Genomic DNA, 18449 nt, shown 5'->3' on the forward strand with positions numbered 1-18449 from the left:
TCACATTTCTAAACGATTACCTGAATTCGCTGATCGATCCTGCCGACTTCTTACGGTTAACAGGGTATAGGCGAGCGTTTGACGCCTGCCCCTGATCGATCTCCAAGGAACACGTCCCGATGCCCCGCCCCGCCTGCAGCACGCATGAGTCCCTCCCCCCACGCCGGAGCGCCCCGGTCCGCGCGACGCTGCTGGCCGTGGCCCTGGCTGGCCAGGCGGCCACGCTGTCCGCACCGATACAGGCGGCAGAACCGTCACCGGCCGTGGCAACGGTCCAGGTCGCCCGGGTCCAGGTGGAGGGCGTGGGTGAACACCCCGACAGCGGCATCAGCCCGGCAGGGATCGAGGCGCTGGCCAATCAGGCACTGCGCGCGCTCGGCCCGGATCAACCCCTGGCCCTGAGCTTCGCCCAGATCGAGCAGATCACCGCGCGTATCACCCAGGCCTACCGGGATGCGGGTTTCCTGGTATCGGTGGCCTACATCCCGCCGCAGCAGATCGGCGACAGCCAGACGCTGACGCTGAAGGTGATGGAAGGCCGGGTCGGCCGGGTGCTGGTGCAGGGCAGCCAGCGCTACCGCGAAGATCAGCTCACCGCCAGCAGCCTTGGGTTGATTGGCCGGCCGCTGCGCCGCAATGAACTGGAACGCGCCCTGCTCTACGCGCGTGACCTGCCCGGGGTATCGGTCACCTCGGTGTTGCAGCCCGGCCAGAACGCCGGCGAAACCGACATCGTGCTGCTCGCCACCGACAACGCGCGCCCCTACGAGATCACCGCCGGGCTGAGCAACCACGGCACCGACAGCACCGGCAAGTACCGGGCCGAGCTGGGCATCAGCGCCTTCAACGCATTGGGCGCGGGCGATGTGCTGGCCGCCAGCATCGGCTACGGGTTGGACCCGGCCGACAGCTGGCAGGCGGCCCTGTCTCTGAGCGTGCCGTTCGATGACGTGCCGGGCCTGAGCGGCGTTGCCGGCGTCAGCCGCAGCGAGATGGAAGTCAACACCGGGCCCTTCGCCTCGATGCAGCTCAAGGGCCCGACCACGCTGTTCTATGCCGGTGGCGACTGGAAGTTCATCCAGCGGGCCGACCTGCGGGTGCAGGCCTCGGCACGCTGGATCCACGAGGATTCCAAGCTCGAAGGGCTCGGCTTCCTGCTCTCGCGCCACACCTTTGACGTCGTCGACGCCGGCCTGAGCCTGCGCCATACCGACCACCGCTGGCGCGGCATGAACCTGGCCCAGGTGTCGCTGCGCAAGTCGGTCAATGACGAATCCTCGCCGATGAACTGGCTGTACACCTCGCACGCGCCGTACTTCTGGGTGGCCCGGGCAAGCGTGGCGCGCCTGCAGGCCCTGCCCCACGACCAGCGCCTGCTGCTGCGTGGCAGCGCGCAGTTCACCGATGACGCGCTGACACCGATGGAGCAGTTCAGCGTAGGCGGCCCCACCAGCGTGCGTGCCTACCCGCTGTCCACGGCGCTGGGCGACCGTGGCGTGCATGCCAGTTTCGAGTACCAGGTCAGCGCCCCGGGCTTCGCCAACAAGCCCTCGCCGTTCAATGGCCGCCGCTGGGGTGACCTGCTTGATGTGAATCTGTTCTACGACTGGGGCCGCACTTCGCCGGCGCCGGACAACCGCCGCCTGGGCGTATTGCCTGTCACCCTCGAAGGCACCGGCCTCGGCGTTGGCCTGCGCCTGCCGTGGCAACCGGAGCTGCGCCTGGACGTGAGCGCGGCCAAGCCCACCGGCAACCATCGCGGCAGCGACGGCCGCAGCACCCAGTACTGGGCGCGCATCAGCACGACTTTCTGAGGACATCCGCCATGAATCGCATTTACCGCCTTGTCTACAACACGGCCCTGGGGCTGGTGCAGGTGGCTTCCGAGCACGGTACGGCCTTGAGCCGGCGCAGCCGCAGTAACACCGACCGCCAGCGGCATGCGCTGGTGTCATCGGTGGCTGGCGCAGTGCTGTTTGCCATCGTTTGCCAGGCCAGTGCGCAGAACCTGCCGCAGAACGGCAATATCGTCGCCGGTTCCGCATCGATCAACGTCAACGGCAACGTGATGACGATCGACCAGACCAGCCAGGCCGCGCTGATCAACTGGAGCAGTTTCGACATCGGCGCGGGCAACAAGGTCCAGTTCAACCAGGGCCTGGGGTCGCAGGCAACGGCGATCAATCTGGTCACCGGCAGCTCGGGCAGCCTCATCAGCGGTGAACTGTCGTCCAACGGCCAGGTGTTCCTGATCAACCCGGCCGGCATCACCTTCACTTCGGGCGCCAGCGTGAACGTCGGCGGCCTGCTGGCCAGCACGTTGTCGCCCGGCACGCCTGGGCTGCTGGATGCCAATGGCGTTTCGCCCACCTTCCAGCTGGCGGGCGGCGGAACCGGCGCCGTGGTCAGCAACAACGGCGGGACCCTGAGCGCTGCGTCCGGCGGCATCAGTCTGATCGGTGGCGCGGTATCCAACACCGGCATCATCTCGGCGGCCAACGGCAACATCAACCTGGTCGCGGCAGGTGCCGCGATGGTCCTGAACGGCGTGTCGTCTTCGGGATCTCCGCAGCTACGGTTCTTGCCGACGTCGGTCGGTACGTTCGCCGGCACCGGCATCAACAACAGCGGCGTCCTCAGTGCGCGCAGCATCAGCATGAATGCACTGATGGGGCCTGGTCTTTCCAGCACCGGTATCAACGCCGGCGGCACGATCATCGCCAATGCCATCGACGCCGGAGATGGCAGCCTCACCATCCGCAGCTCGGCGCCGGTGGCACTCAGCAATGCGGCCATCACCGCTGGATCGGTGGCGGTGGCCGGTGCGAGCGTCGTTGGTCCGGTTGCGATCCAGATGGCCGACGGCAGCATCCAGGCCAGCACTGTCGCGTTCGATGGCGGGCCGTCCGGAAACGTGATGCTGGGCGGTGGCATCAAGGCCGACACGATCAGCATTGCGGCGAACAATGCCGTACAGACCGCCGGAGGCACGCTGGAGGGAGCGCTCAGCCTGGCCACCCAGGGCGGTGCAACCCTGGGGCAGAGTGGCAACCGCATCGGCAGCGTCGGTGGCAGCGTGGGCGCCGACCTGACATTGGCGACATCCACCGACCTGTCCAACGGCGGTGCGCTGTTGGTTGGTGGTTCCAGCGTGATCGAGGCAGGCTCCAGCAACATCACGCTGACCAATTCTGGAAACAGCTTCGGCAACGGGGTCAGTGCCCACGGCGGCGACATCACGCTGGCCAGCGGTGGCGTACTGGGGCTGGGCAACATCAACGCCCGCAGCCTGGCTGTGCAGGCCGGCAGCATTGATCTGGGCGGAACGGTGATCACCACCGGTGACCAGACCTACCAGTCCGCGGTGACACTGCGTGGCAATTCGGCGCTGCAGGGCAGCGCGATCCAGTTCAACGGCACGGTGGATGGAAGCTACCAGCTGGCCGTCGATTCCAGCGGCATGACCACCTTCTCCAGTGCTGTTGGCGGAAGCACTGCACTCCAGGGCCTGAGAGTCACCTCCGGTACTGGAACGCGCCTGTTCGGCGACATCACCACCATGGGCACGCTCGCATTCGATGGCGCGGTGCGTGTGTCCGGCGCGCGCAGTCTGTCATCGCTGGGTGGCAGCCTGCGTTTCGGCGGCACGCTCGATGGCGATGGCGGCACGTTGAACCTGAGCGCACGCCAGCTCACGCTGGGTGGAGCCGTCGGGGGAGCTGGGCCAGTGGGCCGCCTATACGGCCACGCCGACAGCATCACTCTGGGCAGCCGCATTGCCAGCACTGGCGCGATCCTGCTGGAGGGCGACGTACGGCTGGATGGCAATACCCAGCTGGTCAGCACGGGGGGCGGCGCCATCACCACCGATGGCATCTCCAGCGACATCACCAATGGCTACAACCTGCTGATGAGTACCACAGGCCAGGTCCAGGTCAACGGCAACATCAGTGCCGCCGACGTCAGCATCACCGGACAGCTCTTCAATGGCCGCGGCATCGCCAGCAAGGGCAACCTCGATATCGACTCCGCACTGACTCTGGTCCAGATGGGCAGCTACCAGGTCGATGGCTGGGCACGCTTCAGGAGCCTGGGCGATATCAGCCTGGCTGACGCAGGAAACCGCTTCAGCGGCGAGGTCAGCCTTTCCGGAAGGAGTGCGCAATTGCGAGCAGGTGATCTGCAGCTGGGCAATACCCTGCTGTCGGACAACCTGCAGCTGGACCTGAGCGGCTTCCTGCAGCAGGCTGCCGGCAGCGTGGTGGATATCGGAGGGACCACCCGCATCGATGCGGGTGGTTTCGTCAGCCTGAACCGGGTGGATGGCGTCGGCCGGCCGGTGAACCTGTTCGGTGGTGCGGTGTCGCTGAAGGGGGGCAACAGCAACATCTCCGCCAGCGGCACGCTGGCATTCTCGCACTTCGACGTGGCCAGCCTGTGGACGATTGCCGATGTCGTGCAGCTTCCGGCCAGTGGCACGAGCATCGGCCTGCAGTATTTCCAGGGCAACGTGGTGCTGACCGGCGACAGCGTGCTGGACAGCCAGCTGGGCCAGATCAACTTCCGCGGACCCATCGATGGGCCGCATGCGTTGACGCTCACCAGCGGCCTCAATGTGGTGTTTGCCGGTGACGTCGGTGGCACCCAGGCGCTGGCCAGCCTTGAGGTTGGCGGTGCAGGTCCGCTCCAGCTCGGCGGCAACATCACGACCAACGGTGCGATCCGGCTGGGCAACGTCAACCTGGCCGCGAGCACGCCGCGCTGGTTCAACATCCGCAGCAACAATGGCGGTGTGGTGATCGGTCGCATCGACGGCAGCAGTGATGGACGGAGCAGCCTGGCGCTCGACGCGCACGGCACACTTGAACTGCAATCGGGGGCAGGAACCACCGCTGGCGCCTGGTTGACTGATCTGGAGCTGAAGGGATCAAGCGTCACTACCAAGGCAATCCGTACGACCGGTCGGCTCGACGTCACCAGCAGCGCCGGCTTCACCCAGGGCGGCGCATTCACCGTGGGGGGCGACGCCAGCTTCACCGCCGGCCTCACCGGCGACCTGACACTCGATGCCTATCCCAACACCTTCAGTGGCAAGGTTGCTCTCAGGGGAGCCCAGGCGCGCATCCAGGCGCTTTCGGGACTGATGCTGGACGGTGTTGATACCGCCACGCTGGACGCCTACAGCGTCGGAGTGATGTCGCTGGCCAATGCAAATGTCGCGAACGCTGCTTCCCTCAATAGCGCATCGCTGCTGTTCGACGACGCATCCATCGGTGGCGTACTGCAGGCCACCGCACGCTCCGGCGGCATTACCCAGCAGGGCGCGCTCCGCGTGAGCGGCAACAGCAACTGGTTGGCGTCCGGGGAAATCCGCCTCGACAATGTTGCCAATCAATTCGCTGGTCGTGTGGACGCCCAATCCGGCACCACCACCGAACTGGCCGCCGCAAACCTGCTGCAGCTTGGCGACGTGATCGCCACCGGCCTCAGGGCCAATGCAACGGCAGGCCTGCAACTTGCCGGGCGTGTGTCTGCAGACACTGTGGAGCTTGCTACGGCAGGACGTTTCGACAACGTCACCGGCGCCGACGCCATCGCACTGAACGGCACGGGCAACTGGCGCATCTATCTGGCATCCCCCTCGCTGGGGCATGCCTTCAATGGCCTTGACAGCGGGAACACCGCCCTTTGGAACACCCCCGCTTTTGCCGGCACCGCGGCATCCGGTAACCGCTACGTATTCGCCTTCCAACCCACGCTGACGCTCAGCGCCAACAACCTGCACAAGGTCTATGGCGACCACGTCGACCTGAGCAACGCCTTCTCTGTCCAGGGAGCCATGGCTGGTGCCCCAGGCGCCTACAAGGCCGATGACGTACGCGCCCTGTTCACCAGTGTGCCAGTACTGAGTTCGGCAGGTGCCGGCGTCACCGCCAAGGTCACCGGACTGCCCTACAGTATCGACCTTGTTGCCGGCAGCGCCGATGTCTCCGCCGCCGGTTACCTGCTGAACTTCGTGCCCGGACAACTGTTCATTGATCAGAAGGCGCTGACCATCACGGCCGGCAACGCTGGCAAGACGTATGGCCAGACATCACCGCTGGGAGGCTTCAGCGTGGCAGGCCTGGTCAATGGCGACACGGTAAGCGGGCTGGACCTGCTCAGCAGCGGCAGCGCCGTCACCGCCAATGCAGGCGACTACACCATCACCGCCGGCAATGCCTCCGGCACCGGGCTCGGCAACTACGCCATCACCTACGTCGATGGCCTGCTGTCCGTCGGCAAGGCGACCCTGACCATCACCGCTGGCAATGGCAGCAAGACCTACGGCCAGGCATTGTCACTGGGCAGCTACACCGTCGATGGCCTGGTCAATGGAGACACGGTGAGCGGGCTGGACCTGCTCAGCAACGGCAGCGCCGTCACCGCCAATGCCGGCGATTACACCATCACCGCCGGCAATGCCTCCGGCACCGGACTCGGCAACTACACCATCGCCTACGTCGATGGCCTGCTGTCCGTCGGCAAGGCGACCCTGACCATCACCGCCGGCAATGGCAGCAAGATCTACGGCCAGGATGGCGGGTTCGGCAACTACAGCGTGGACGGACTGCTCAACAGCGATGCAGTGGCCTCGGTGATGCTGGGCAGCGACGGCGCGGCGACCCATGCCAGCGTGGGCCAATACGCCATACATGCCGGTGACGCACGGGGCACAGGCTTGGGCAACTACGCCATCACCTACGTCGATGGCCTGCTATCCGTCGGCAAGGCAACCCTGACCATCACCGCCGGCAATGGCAGCAAGATCTACGGCCAGGGCGGCGGATTCGGCAACTACAGCGTGGACGGACTGCTCAACAGCGATGCAGTGGCCTCGGTGATGCTGGGCAGCGACGGCGCGGCGGCCAATGCCACAGTGGGTCATTACGCCATACACGCCGGTGACGCACGGGGCACAGGCCTGGGCAACTACACCATCACCTACGTCGACGGCCAGATGTCGGTCGGCAAGGCCAACCTGGTGATCACCGCCCGCGATGCCAGCAAGCGCATGGGCCAAGCGCTGCTGCTGGACGGCTACACCGTCGAGGGGCTACTCAACGGTGACCGCGTCGAGGGGCTCGACCTTTCCAGCGACGGCAGCGCCGCCAACGCCGAGCCGGGGCGCTACGCCATCCTCGCCAGCGCCGCGCGGGGCAACCGCTTGGCCAATTACGCGATCAGCTACCAGGAAGGAACCCTGGACGTTTCGGGGATCGCCTCGGAGGTGCAGGCCCGCATTGCGCGGGAGATTGCCGCAAACGCGGCCAGGCCGGGCAGCCGCGTCCCCACCGGGCCAGCCGTCGATGCACCGCTGTACCGGGCCATCGGCGAGGGCATCGCCCGCCCGGGCGACGCCTGCGTCCACATGGGCGACATTCGCTGCCTCAGCCACCAACCGGAATGACCGACGGGCGGGCCAGGACGCTGCGCCGTTCTCCCCTGCCCGGGTCACCGGGGCCTCGTCCCGCCCCCTGAACGCAGAAGGCGCATCCCCTGGATGCGCCTTCTGTCATTCATGCCCGCGTGGATCAACTCAATGGTTGAACACGATGTCGGCGATGATGCCGGTGGCGATGGCCACCATCAGCAGGTTGCCGCGGTCATCGCGGATCCAGCGGTGGCCATGCGGGGGGCGACGCACGTGGTAGCGGTCATAGTCGTTGACCACGTAGACCGGTCCACCGTAGTAGTTGCTGTAGCGGTAGCCACGCTGGAAGCCGTAGGGCTGGTAGACCACCCGACGCGGCGGGTCGTAGTAGCGACGGTCGTTGTAGCGGGCGTCACGATAGCCCTCACGGTAGCCGGCGTTGTAGTGGCGGCGGTCATCGCGCCATTCACGACGGTCATGGCCGCGACCGCGGTCATGGCCCCGGCCCCGGTCATCCCACCCATGGCGCCCGCGGTCGTGGTCACGGTCGCCTGCCGCGAAGGCCGGTGCGGTGGCACCGAAGGCCAGCAGGGTAGTCATCGCGGCGACAACTAGACGGTTCATCTTCATGGGTGGCCCTCACAGGTTGGGTGGACGGTTTCCATCATGCTCACGTCATCTGAACGGATTCCGGCTGGAAACGGTTACGGATCTTTCCTATTCACAAATCAGCAAGCCCTCGCGGGCCGGCCGGCCCCGGCCGGCTTCCGGCTATAATCGCCCATTCCCTTTTGCCCTGGGCCCTGTCCATGCCGGACCGGGCGCGGGCGTGCGCTACGGAGACTTCATGTCCTCGCAATACATCTACACCATGAACCGCGTCAGCAAGGTGGTCCCGCCCAAGCGGCAGATCATCAAGGACATCTCGCTGTCGTTTTTCCCGGGCGCCAAGATCGGCCTGTTGGGCCTCAATGGCGCCGGCAAGTCCACCGTCCTGAAGATCATGGCCGGCGTGGACACCGATTTCGAGGGCGAGGCCCGCCCGCAGCCCGGCATCAAGGTCGGCTACCTGGAGCAGGAACCGCGCCTGGACCCGGCCCAGACCGTGCGTGAAGCGGTCGAGGAAGGCGTGGGCGAAGTGCTCCAGGCCCAGGCCGCGCTGGACAAGATCTACGATGCCTACGCCGAAGAAGGCGCCGACTTCGACGCCTTGGCAAAGGAACAGGAACGGCTGGAAGCCATCCTGGCCGCCGGCGATGCCCACACCCTGGAGAACCAGCTGGACGTGGCCGCCGACGCCCTGCGCCTGCCGCCGTGGGACGCGGTGATCGGCAACCTGTCCGGCGGCGAGAAGCGCCGCGTGGCGCTGTGCCGCCTGCTGCTGCAGAAGCCGGACATGCTGCTGCTCGACGAACCGACCAACCACCTGGACGCCGAGTCGGTGGAATGGCTGGAGCAGTTCCTGGCGCGCTACACCGGCACCGTGGTGGCCGTCACCCATGATCGCTACTTCCTGGACAACGCCGCCGAGTGGATCCTGGAACTGGACCGCGGCCGCGGCATTCCGTGGAAGGGCAACTACACCGAATGGCTGATGCAGAAGGACGAGCGCCTGAAGCAGGAAGACAACCAGGAAAAGGCCCGCCAGAAGGCGATCCAGAAGGAACTGGAATGGTCGCGCCAGAACGCCAAGGGTGGCCGCACCAAGGGCAAGGCCCGCCTGGCCCGCCTGGAAGAGCTGCAGAGCGTTGACTACCAGAAGCGCAACGAGACCAACGAAATCTTCATCCCGCCGGGCGAGCGCCTGGGCAACTCGGTGATGGAGTTCAAGAACGTCTCCAAGAAGTTCGGCGAGCGGCTGCTGATCGACAACCTGTCGATGATCATCCCGCCGGGTGCCATCGTCGGCATCATCGGCCCGAACGGTGCCGGTAAGTCGACCCTGTTCAAGATGATCACCGGCCAGGAAAAGCCGGATTCGGGCGAGATCGTGGTCGGCCCGACCGTCAAGCTGTCGTACGTGGACCAGAGCCGCGACGCGCTGACCGGCAACCACAACGTGTTCCAGGAAATCGCTGGCGGCCTGGACATCCTCAACATCAACGGTGTGGAGATCCAGTCGCGCGCCTACATCGGCCGCTTCAACTTCAAGGGCCAGGACCAGCAGAAGCTGGTGGGCTCGCTGTCCGGTGGTGAGCGTGGCCGCCTGCACATGGCCAAGACCCTGCTGCAGGGTGGCAACGTGCTGCTGCTCGACGAACCGTCCAACGACCTGGACATCGAAACCCTGCGTGCGCTGGAAGACGCGCTGCTGGAGTTCCCGGGCAACACGTTCGTCATTTCGCATGACCGCTGGTTCCTGGACCGCATCGCCACGCACATCATCGCCTTCGAAGGCGACTCGCACGTGGAGTTCTTCCAGGGCAACTACCGCGAGTACGAAGAGGACAAGAAGCGTCGCCTGGGCGACGATGCCGGTCCCAAGCGCCTGCGCTTCAAGGCGCTGAAGTAATACCCGACAGACGGCCGCCCAGTGCGGCCGTCTGCTTTTAGCGGTGCCACCAGATTGCGTGGCCGCCGTTTGAGCCCCTCTCCCGTGTACGGGAGAGGGGTTGGGGTGAGGGCAAGCTCTGCGCGGAGAAGCCAGCATCGCTTGCGTCAGTCAAAAGGCTTGAAGATCTGAGGATCGGGTGAAGCTCCCCCTCATCCGCCCCCTCGGGGCACCTTCTCCCGCGTGCAGGAGAAGGGACGGCCCGCATCTCCTGCACGTCGGAATTCCCCATGTCCCTGCTCGACCGCTTCTTCAAACTCCCGCAACACGGCACCAGCGTCCGCACCGAGGTGCTGGCCGGGCTGACCACCTTCCTGACGATGTCCTACATCGTCTTCGTCAATCCCGAGATCCTGGGCACCACCGGCATGGACCCGGGCGCGGTGTTCGTGGCAACCTGCCTGGCCGCGGCTGTGGGTTCGGTGGTGATGGCGCTGGCCGCCAATTTCCCGGTCGGCATGGCCCCGGGCATGGGCTTGAACGCCTTCTTCGCCTTCACCGTGGTTGGCGCGGCCGGCCTGCCCTGGCAGCAGGCGCTGGCGGCGGTGTTCATCTCCGGCGTGGTGTTCTGGGTGCTCACCCTGACCGGCGTGCGCGCCTGGCTGGTGGCCGGCATCCCGGCGTCGCTGCGTTCGGCCATCGTGGCCGGCATTGGTCTCTTCCTGGCCATCATCGCGCTGCAGAAGTCCGAGGTAATCGTCGCCAACAGCGACACCATGCTTACCTTGGGCCCGCTCAACACCGCTCCGCCACTGCTGGCGCTGGGCGGCTTCCTGCTGATCGCGGTGCTGGAAGCGCGCAAGGTCCGTGGCGCGATCCTCATCGGCATCCTCGCTGTGACCGGCGTGGCCTGGGCAATTGGCAGCGTGCAGTACCAGGGCATCGTGTCGCTGCCGCCGAGCCTGGCGCCCACCTTCCTGCAGCTGGACCTCCCCGGCCTGCTCCACCACGACGGCGGCGCGCCGCTGGCGGTGTTGCTGCAGGTGGTGCTGGTGTTCGTGCTGGTGGAAGTGTTCGACGCCACCGGCACGCTGTACGGCGTGGTCGGCCGTGCCGGCCTGCTCAAACTGGACGATGGCAACAAGCGCTTCGGCCGTGCACTGCTGGCCGACAGCACCGCGATCGTCGCCGGCTCGCTGCTGGGCACAAGCTCCACCACCGCCTTTGCCGAAAGCGCCTCCGGCGTGCAGGTGGGTGGGCGCACCGGCCTGACCGCGCTGGTGGTCGCCGCGCTGTTCCTGGCCGCGCTGCTGTTCTCGCCGCTGGCCGAAATGGTGCCGTCCTACGCCACCGCCCCGGCGCTGCTGTTCGTGGCCGGCCTGATGCTGCGCGAACTGGTCGAGGTGAAGTGGGACGACCTGACCGAATCGGTGCCGGCCGCGCTGTGCGCGCTGGCGATGCCGTTCACCTACTCCATCGCCAACGGCCTGGCGTTCGGCTTCATTGCCTATGCCGCGTTGAAGGCCGGCACCGGGCGCTGGCGCGAAGTGCGCCCGGCGGTGTGGCTGGTGGCCGGGCTGTTCGTACTGCGCTACGCGCTGGAGTAACCCGGCCAGCGCGGCCGGGCACCCGCGTTCAGTGGATCAGCAGCACCACGATCACGGCAACAACCGTGGCCATCGTGCTGAGCACCGAGAAAGTGCCCAGCGCCAGCAGCGCACGCCACAGGGTCGACCAGATCGGCCGGCCCTCGAAGAACTGCACCAGCGAAACGACGCTGTAAGCCGAGCCCAACAGCGCCGCCAGGACCTGCGTCTGCGGCAGCCAGCGATGCACCAGCACCAGCAGCGACCAGACGACGAAGACCTGCACCGTGAGCAGGGTGGTGATCACCAGCCATTCGGGATAGTTCAGTTTGCCGAAACGGCTGAACACCACGCGGAAGATCAAGGCTTCCAGCGGCAGCAACATCAGCGTGAAAACCGCGAAATGCGATTCGATCCACGCGTTCACGCTGCGGAACGACGCCGCCAGCTTCGCCAGCTCAGGTGGTACCCCCGGACCCGCCCCCAGTGCATCCATGGCGGCACTGTCCATCACGCCTGCGCCGGTGATCAGGCGGTTCAACAACAGCACCGCGGCCGCCGTCATGGTGATCAGCAGCACCGGTTTGACTTGGTTGCCGCGCCGGCCTTCGATGTAGTCGCGCAGCAGCTTGCCCGGCTGCAGCATCAACTGCTTGAGCGAGTACAGGATGCCGCGGTCCATGTGCAGCACGCTGTGCTCCAGCTCATGGCCGAGGAAATGCCAGTCGATGCGATGCACCGGCGTGGGCTGGCCACAGCCCGGGCAGAACTTCTGGTCGGCACCGCCAACCGCGCGGCCACAATTGATACAGCTTGCGTCGACGTGCATCCCCATGCACCGCCCCCTTGTTGGCAAGGCGGCATTCTAGAACGGGCCTCGGCCAGGCCGCCATCGCCCTGCCCGGCCGGGCTCAGTTGTAGGTGATGGTGAAGGTGGCCGCCCCGTTGGCCGTGCCCGGCCCCACCGCGCCCGCCTGGGTCTGGATGTAGCGCGCACGCAGCGGCAGGTTGAAGGCACTGCTGCCGACCACGGTTCTTCCCAGCGGCACCGTGGTGCCGAATGCCAGCGCGCGTTCGGCCGCGCCGTCACGCTGCACCAGCTCGATGCCGATCCGCGTGGCGGTGTTGCCGCCCTGGGTCAGGCGCAGCACACCGGCACGGTTGGAGCTGTCCTGGGTAGCATCCAGGCGGATGCCGATCGCGCTCTGGTAAGCGGCCAGGTTGCTGCCCTGGCAATTGAGCCGGATGTCGAAATCACGATTGACCGCCCGCGAGCCTACGCCGGTGAAGGTGCTGGCCGGCACCGCGCCGAAGTCCACCACCAGGTTGCGGCTACCGGCCAGCACTTCGCAGGTGGGACTGACCACGGTGGTGCCGGTGCCCTTGAAGGTGGAGGTAAGCTCTGGCCTGGAAGGACCGTCGCCGTCTAAATAGTACGTGGTGAAGCGCCCGCTGGCAGCGATCGGACCTGAGCCAGTCTGGATGGCAGTCTTGATGAGTTCAACGCGGAATCTTCCGCCATTGAGTGTGATGTCTAAGTTCTTCGCTTGCGCCGCGAGTGGCACCGTATGAGGGTAATAGGCCTGCACCGTCCCGGAGTCGCGGTACACCCGGATCCCAACGCCTTCCACCAACGTCTTGTAGGTGTTGGCGATGCTGGTAGATTGCGCTTGCTGCGCATTGACGTACTTGCCCTCGGCATAGCCACCCGAACTGGTGCAGGTACCGATCCCTTCGACCTGGTTGATGGTGGCGACCAGCTCCTTGATCACGCCCCCCACCGGCGTGCCGGGCAGGATGGTCACCTGCCCCATGTCCATCTGCACGTCCTGCGCGACGAACCCGGATTTGGTGATGCTGCACCTGGCCAACGCGGGCCCGGCCTGCAGGCCAGCCAGCAGCACGGCCACCCCGCAGATGCCACGACCAACCGCGCCCGGGAGAATCATCGACATATCGCCTCCATGGATACAATGCCTGCCTGCCCGGCCGAAGCTTCAGCCGGCACCTGATAGTCCACGCCGCAGTGCTGGTCGTCGTTCGCGCCCCAGCGCACCTGCAGCCTGCCGGCGTCGTGCTCGCTGCGCAGGTAGATGCGTCCACCCTGGCTGACCATGCCCACCGGCTGCCCGGCCACATCAACCACCTGCGCACCGAACGGCATGGCCTGGCCATGGCCGTCGCGTACCCGCATCAACAACGCACGCCCCTTGCGCGTGGCGAAGTGCAGATGGCTGATGGCGCCGGCATACGGCGCCACCGTCTGGCTGCTGCCCTGCAGCTCCACCTCCAGCGACATACCCTGCGGATCCAGCGTGACCGTATTGAGTCGATACGGCGAGACATACGGCACCACCGCGTACCCATCGCCATCGATGCGCAATCCGGGGGCATTCCCCACGCGCGCATCGCGCGCATCGCGTGCCTCCACCAGCACCATGGTGTCACCGCGATCCGGCGTGAAGGTGACGCCCCCCGGATGCAGGACCAGGCTGCCATTGGCGCCGAACGCTGCCTGGCGGAACGCGCTGGAATAGCTGTACGAGCCGCTCAGCGCGGTGTAGCGGCTGCGATACTCGGCATTGCCGACCAGGGTGCTGTCCGCATCACGTGCATCGGACAGGGCCAGCCCATAGCTGAGCGCGTTCGCCTCGCCGGTCGCGCCGGTGATGCCGATGCGGCTGTTGTCATACCCCTGCGTGCCGCGCGCGCCCACGTCCACATTCAGCGACAGCGGCTGCGTGCCACGGCCCAGCGGCACGCTCACCGACAGCAGGTATTCGGTGTCCGGGCGTCCGGCAACACCGTCCTCGGTGCGCACCGCGGAGAACCCATAGTTGAGTGCGCGCCAGACATGGTTGTAGCCCACCTGGAACTGCTTGCCGGTGCCTGCGCGGTCATAGAAGTCGCGCAGCGAACCGGTGACGTACAACGCGCCCCATCGCTGTCCCAGTGGCTGGTTCAGCGTCAGCTGGACCTGGCTGCGCTGGCGGCCCAGCGCAAACCCGTCGCCGCGACGTACCGCATCGCGCACCTGCATCGCATCGAGCAGGCTGTAGAAGCCACGGGTGGAGTAGCGGTACGCCGCCACGGTCAGGTTGGTTCCGGTTTCGCCGATGAGATGGCTATAACTCAGCCGGACACTGGCGCCCTGCCGCCGCAGGCCCGCCAACTCGGTGCGCGCATGGGTGACATCGGCCGCGAAGGCGCCCACCGCGGTGGAAAGGCCCAGCCCGTACAGCACCGAGGCATAGCCCTCGCTGGCGTTGCCACCGCCGTACAGCGTCAGGCGGTTGCCCATCCCGCGCTGGTAGGTGGCCTGCAGCAACCAGGGAGCATCATCCAGCTGTTCGTTGCGCACCTTGCCCGCGGTGATCGCATAGCGCGAAATGCCCGCCCGCAACATCTGCGGCACCGAACCGAACGGCACCTTGAACACGCGCCGCCGGCCGTCGGCTTCAAGCACGGTCACCTCGAGGTCGCCACCATAGCCGGTGGGGTAGAGGTCATCGATGACGAAGCTGCCCGGCGACACCGTGGCCGAATGGATCAACTGCTGGTTCTGGCGGATCTCCACCCGTGCATTGGTTTCGGCGATGCCACGCACCACCGGTGCGTAGCCACGCAGTGAATCGGGCAGCATGCGGTCGTCGCTGACCAGGCTGATGCCGCTGTAGCCGATCGCATCGAACAGTTCGCCGTTGGTATAGGACTGCCCGATCGTCAGCAGGCCACGCACGCCGGCGATGCCGCGCTGGGCGTAGCTCGCGATGCCCTGCCAACGGCGGCCGTCACCTTCGTTCCAGGTGAGGTTGGCGTCATGCCGGAACTGCCATCCGGCCAGGTTCAGCCCGGCGTTGAGTCCCAGGTAGGCGCTGCGGCTGCGTTGCCCACCCGGGGTCCGGTTGTCACTGTCCACGCCGTTGAAGCTGTAGCCGATGAAACCGGCATTGATGCCGCGATCCCACCGCGCGGGACTGACGTAGCCGCGCGCTTCGCGCCGCAGCACGGCCTGCGGGATGCTCAGGTCATAGCGCAGCTCGGCGCTGTTGAAGCGGCCGAATGCGTCGGCGATGCGCTGGCGCACCGGCATGCAGGCGTCGTCCAGCGGCACGGCCGCGGCGGTGCCCGCGCCGAGTACCGTGCTGTCCACGCCCAGTTCTTCCAACTGCGCGGGGCGGAAGCAGGCATCTACCTGGCCGCTGGCATCGGTCCTGAACTCCACGTCACGCCGCCCCTGCCACGCCCCGTTCACATAGAGGTCCACGCGATAGATGCCCGCAGCCATCGGGTTGCCGTTGCTGAAGGCGGACAGGTCGATGCGACGCGCCTGCCCGGACAGGAAGTTCGAGTTGAACTGGGCGTTGGCCGGCGGTGCCAACGGGACGGCACCGGCCGCGCTCTGTGCCAGCAAGGCGCGCTCGCCGAGGTTGACCGGCTCGGCCCACGCCCGCGCCGCGGCGGACAGTGCCACCGCCGTGGCCAGCCATCGGCAGGCCCTGCCGCCGATCGCGCGGCGCGTTGGTGCATGGCGGGCTACGCCAGGCATGGATGCGATCACCCTGCTTCCCTTCACGCGGACCTCTCCCGACGCCGTCGGTCTGCGCCCGTGCACGGGACATGCGAGCGGACGGCGATGCATCAGCTCAGCGACCCGCATCCAGGCGAACGCTCCGCTCGATGCGACCGCCGTAGTCGTTGATGGTGCGGAACCGCACCTCCTCGGTGGCCGCCGGCACGATGAACTCCAGCTGCTGGTCCGGCGCGATCATCCAGCCCTGCGCCTGGATCAACGTGTCCTGGCCAGCGGCCCGTGCATGCGCCTCGGCCAGGGTCACATGGTACGGCGTGGGGTTGTGCACGCGCAGGCGGTCACCGCCCAGGGTCCACTGCAGCGACTGCGCTGCATCGTTGGCGTGGCCCTTCAGCCCCTGCGGACGGAAGAACAGCTTCAGGCGTGAACGGAACGCGACCTGCAGGTAGTTCTGCCCGGCGCCGCCGGCCTCCTCAGGAACGGGCGGGACATCCAGCACATTGAGCCAGAACACCGTTTCGCGGTCCGTGGGCAGCGCACGTCCGGAGTAGATCACCCGCAAGGCCTGGCTGCTGCCCGGCTCCACCCGGCTGATCGGCGGTGTCAGCACGAACGGGGCATCGCTGCCCTCCGGCGTCTGTTCGGCATCGCCCGTATCGATCCATGCCTGCACCAACGACGGTGTGTCGCCGACATTGTTCACCTGCACGGTGACCTCGCGCGCCTGCGCCGGATAGATCACACGCGTACCGTTGATCACGATGCCGGCCTGTGCGGACGGGCAGAACAGCAGGGACGACACCAGCAGCAGTGATGCCCGACGACGGATCACGTTCATTGCCCAACGACCGGAAGAAAGGGAAGCCACCGGCTGGCCGTACGGCCAACCGGTACCAATGCAGGTGATCGTCAGTTGTAGATGATCGTGTACTTGACGCTGCTGGCAACTTCACCGGCACTGGCTGCCGCCGTGGCGTAGTACTCGGCGTAATAGTTGAGGCTGGCCGAGCCATCGGCGGCGACGGTCACCCACTGCGAGTTGGCCTGCGCACTGCCACTGCCCGCGGCCAGCACCGGCAGGAACTGGTTGTTGGACCCCAACAGCTGGATCTGCACATTGCCCGCCGCGTTGGCCGCAGCCTGGTTGAGCAGGCGCCCCGAACCGAAGTCCACGCTCGCGCCCGGCTCGAAGTAGGTCGCCACGTCGCCGGCGCTGCACTGGCTCAGGCTGATCGTGAAGGGCGTGCGGCCTGCGGTGGAGCCGGCGGCGGGCAGCGAGGACTTGGCCACGGTCGGCAGGGTGACGGTGAAGTCCTTGCCCTGTGGCGTGGTGATGTCGCAGGTCTTGTCGGTGACCAGGCCCTTGAAGGTGATGGTGCCGTCGGCGGCGTTGGCAGCGGACGTCGCGGCGGCCAGCACCGCGATCGCAAACAAGCGGTTCGTATTCATTCTCGAGATTCCATCCCTGACGGGAGACAGTGGAAGGGGGAGGAGGAAGCAAAGGATTTCGCGGGCCTTTGCCCTCGCCTTGCGTCTCACCTGCACGCGAACGCTTCCTGTGCGATCACGGCGACGGGAGATTAGCCACGCCCGCCAGCGGGCACCAATCCACGGCACGAATGTCCGTTGTTGACACGGCATCGCGCTTGCCCTCTTTCGTGGAAGCGTTGCCAGTGTCCGGCAGACAGCATGCTGCAATGCCGCGCCGGATGTCTGTTTTCTTACACCACTGCATCCATGCAAATAGCTGAAATACAGCTGTTTGATGCACATCACCCTTTGCCAGTGACGGGCCGTCCAGATCGCGATGTTGCCCCTTACCGAACAGTTGGCGAAGGAGCCAACTGGTCACTCCCCTGCGGAGGACACGTCATGAAAACACCTCTCCTGCTGTGCGTGGCGCTGGTTTCCATTTCTGCAACGGTGCAGGCCAATACCGGCACGATGCGCTTCAACGGGGTCATCGCCGACCCCAGCTGCACGATGCAGCTGTCCGCCACGGCGCAGGAACTGCGCCTGTCCGATTGCCCGGCCTCGGCGGGTGGTGCAGTGATCTCGGTGAAACCGCTAGGTGGCGGCGAAGAGGGGAACGCACGCATGGGCGGCCCCGTCGCAGGCCTTGCCGCACTGTCCGGCGATGATCCGGGTACGGAGCAGCGGGGCATCTCCGCACGCTATCCCCTGCGCGGCGCGCAACAGGCACGCCTGCAGGGCGATTACGTCGTGGTCATTGATTACCCATGATGGGCTCGGCGGCACGCCGCCGCATCACCGCTCAGGCCGCGCGGCGCGCCTGTCGCACGCTCCATGCGCCCAGCACCAGCAACCACAGCGCCGCATGCACTGACGCTGCGCCCAGTTGCAGCCATGGTCCCGGCGACGGGTACAGCAGCAGCGCCGATACCAGCAACGCGATGCTGGCCA

Annotated in this window: 12 protein-coding genes; 5 read left to right on the forward strand and 7 right to left on the reverse strand. The window is 66.4% G+C overall.

Annotation, left to right across the window (positions count from 1 at the left end; genetic code table 11):
* The first annotated feature begins 119 nt into the window (after positions 1-119).
* Together VA603_RS05465 and VA603_RS05470 are read left to right on the forward strand one after the other, a co-directional pair.
* On the forward strand, positions 120-1814 hold the full coding sequence (locus tag VA603_RS05465) for a ShlB/FhaC/HecB family hemolysin secretion/activation protein (RefSeq protein WP_323438187.1): 1695 nt from the start codon (positions 120-122) through the stop codon (positions 1812-1814).
* A gap of 11 nt (positions 1815-1825) precedes the next feature.
* Positions 1826-7450, forward strand: coding sequence for an MBG domain-containing protein (locus VA603_RS05470; RefSeq protein WP_323438188.1), 5625 nt, complete (start codon positions 1826-1828; stop codon positions 7448-7450).
* A 129-nt stretch (positions 7451-7579) separates the two neighbouring features.
* On the opposite strand, the gene VA603_RS05475 is transcribed toward VA603_RS05470, so the two are convergent.
* Positions 7580-8044, reverse strand: coding sequence for an RcnB family protein (locus VA603_RS05475; protein ID WP_132865017.1), 465 nt, complete (start codon positions 8042-8044; stop codon positions 7580-7582).
* Between the two features lie 217 nt (positions 8045-8261).
* Between VA603_RS05475 and ettA the strand changes: the two genes are divergently transcribed.
* Both ettA and VA603_RS05485 read left to right on the forward strand, forming a co-directional pair.
* Complete coding sequence (ettA, locus tag VA603_RS05480) at positions 8262-9926, forward strand: energy-dependent translational throttle protein EttA (RefSeq protein WP_132865018.1); 1665 nt, start codon at positions 8262-8264, stop codon at positions 9924-9926.
* Positions 9927-10195: 269 nt separating this feature from the next.
* The gene (locus tag VA603_RS05485; RefSeq protein ID WP_323438189.1) at positions 10196-11512 is read left to right on the forward strand and encodes an NCS2 family permease; all 1317 of its coding nucleotides are present in this window, start codon (positions 10196-10198) and stop codon (positions 11510-11512) included.
* Positions 11513-11540: 28 nt separating this feature from the next.
* Here VA603_RS05485 and VA603_RS05490 read toward each other — a convergent pair whose 3' ends face one another.
* The 6 genes from VA603_RS05490 to VA603_RS05515 form a co-directional block, all read right to left on the reverse strand.
* Positions 11541-12320: a DUF3667 domain-containing protein gene (locus VA603_RS05490; protein WP_323438190.1), complete on the reverse strand. Its 780-nt coding sequence runs from the start codon at positions 12318-12320 to the stop codon at positions 11541-11543.
* Positions 12321-12402: 82 nt separating this feature from the next.
* Positions 12403-13440, reverse strand: coding sequence for a fimbrial protein (locus tag VA603_RS05495; RefSeq protein WP_323438195.1), 1038 nt, complete (start codon positions 13438-13440; stop codon positions 12403-12405).
* The gene (locus VA603_RS05500) at positions 13437-16040 is read right to left on the reverse strand and encodes a fimbria/pilus outer membrane usher protein (protein WP_323438191.1); all 2604 of its coding nucleotides are present in this window, start codon (positions 16038-16040) and stop codon (positions 13437-13439) included. The genes VA603_RS05495 and VA603_RS05500 overlap by 4 nt, the downstream gene beginning before the upstream one ends.
* Positions 16041-16137: 97 nt before the next feature.
* Positions 16138-16863: a fimbrial biogenesis chaperone gene (locus VA603_RS05505; RefSeq protein ID WP_323438192.1), complete on the reverse strand. Its 726-nt coding sequence runs from the start codon at positions 16861-16863 to the stop codon at positions 16138-16140.
* Positions 16864-16934: 71 nt separating this feature from the next.
* A complete protein-coding gene (locus tag VA603_RS05510) occupies positions 16935-17474 on the reverse strand; it encodes a fimbrial protein (RefSeq protein ID WP_323438193.1) in 540 nt (179 codons plus the stop codon).
* 115 nt (positions 17475-17589) lie between these two features.
* Positions 17590-17877 (reverse strand): hypothetical protein, encoded by a 288-nt coding sequence (locus tag VA603_RS05515; protein ID WP_323438194.1) that lies wholly within the window; start codon positions 17875-17877, stop codon positions 17590-17592.
* A 20-nt stretch (positions 17878-17897) separates the two neighbouring features.
* On the opposite strand from VA603_RS05515, the gene VA603_RS05520 reads away from it, so the two are divergent.
* Entirely contained in the window at positions 17898-18269 is a 372-nt protein-coding gene (locus VA603_RS05520) for a type 1 fimbrial protein (RefSeq protein WP_192286709.1), read from the forward strand.
* The last annotated feature ends 180 nt before the right edge of the window (positions 18270-18449 follow it).

It is taken from the genome of Stenotrophomonas capsici, assembly GCF_034961085.1.
GTDB classification, from domain to species: domain Bacteria; phylum Pseudomonadota; class Gammaproteobacteria; order Xanthomonadales; family Xanthomonadaceae; genus Stenotrophomonas; species Stenotrophomonas capsici.

Bases quoted from the DNA above. Each gene is read 5' to 3' on its own strand.
- VA603_RS05495 (WP_323438195.1), bottom strand. From the start codon at position 13,440: ATGATTCTCCCGGGCGCGGTTGGTCGTGGCATCTGCGGGGTGGCCGTG.
- VA603_RS05505 (WP_323438192.1), bottom strand. From the start codon at position 16,863: ATGAACGTGATCCGTCGTCGGGCATCACTGCTGCTGGTGTCGTCCCTG.
- VA603_RS05470 (WP_323438188.1), top strand. From the start codon at position 1,826: ATGAATCGCATTTACCGCCTTGTCTACAACACGGCCCTGGGGCTGGTG.
- VA603_RS05510 (WP_323438193.1), bottom strand. From the start codon at position 17,474: ATGAATACGAACCGCTTGTTTGCGATCGCGGTGCTGGCCGCCGCGACG.
- VA603_RS05465 (WP_323438187.1), top strand. From the start codon at position 120: ATGCCCCGCCCCGCCTGCAGCACGCATGAGTCCCTCCCCCCACGCCGG.
- VA603_RS05490 (WP_323438190.1), bottom strand. From the start codon at position 12,320: ATGCACGTCGACGCAAGCTGTATCAATTGTGGCCGCGCGGTTGGCGGT.
- ettA (WP_132865018.1), top strand. From the start codon at position 8,262: ATGTCCTCGCAATACATCTACACCATGAACCGCGTCAGCAAGGTGGTC.
- VA603_RS05485 (WP_323438189.1), top strand. From the start codon at position 10,196: ATGTCCCTGCTCGACCGCTTCTTCAAACTCCCGCAACACGGCACCAGC.
- VA603_RS05475 (WP_132865017.1), bottom strand. From the start codon at position 8,044: ATGAAGATGAACCGTCTAGTTGTCGCCGCGATGACTACCCTGCTGGCC.
- VA603_RS05520 (WP_192286709.1), top strand. From the start codon at position 17,898: ATGAAAACACCTCTCCTGCTGTGCGTGGCGCTGGTTTCCATTTCTGCA.
- VA603_RS05500 (WP_323438191.1), bottom strand. From the start codon at position 16,040: ATGCCTGGCGTAGCCCGCCATGCACCAACGCGCCGCGCGATCGGCGGC.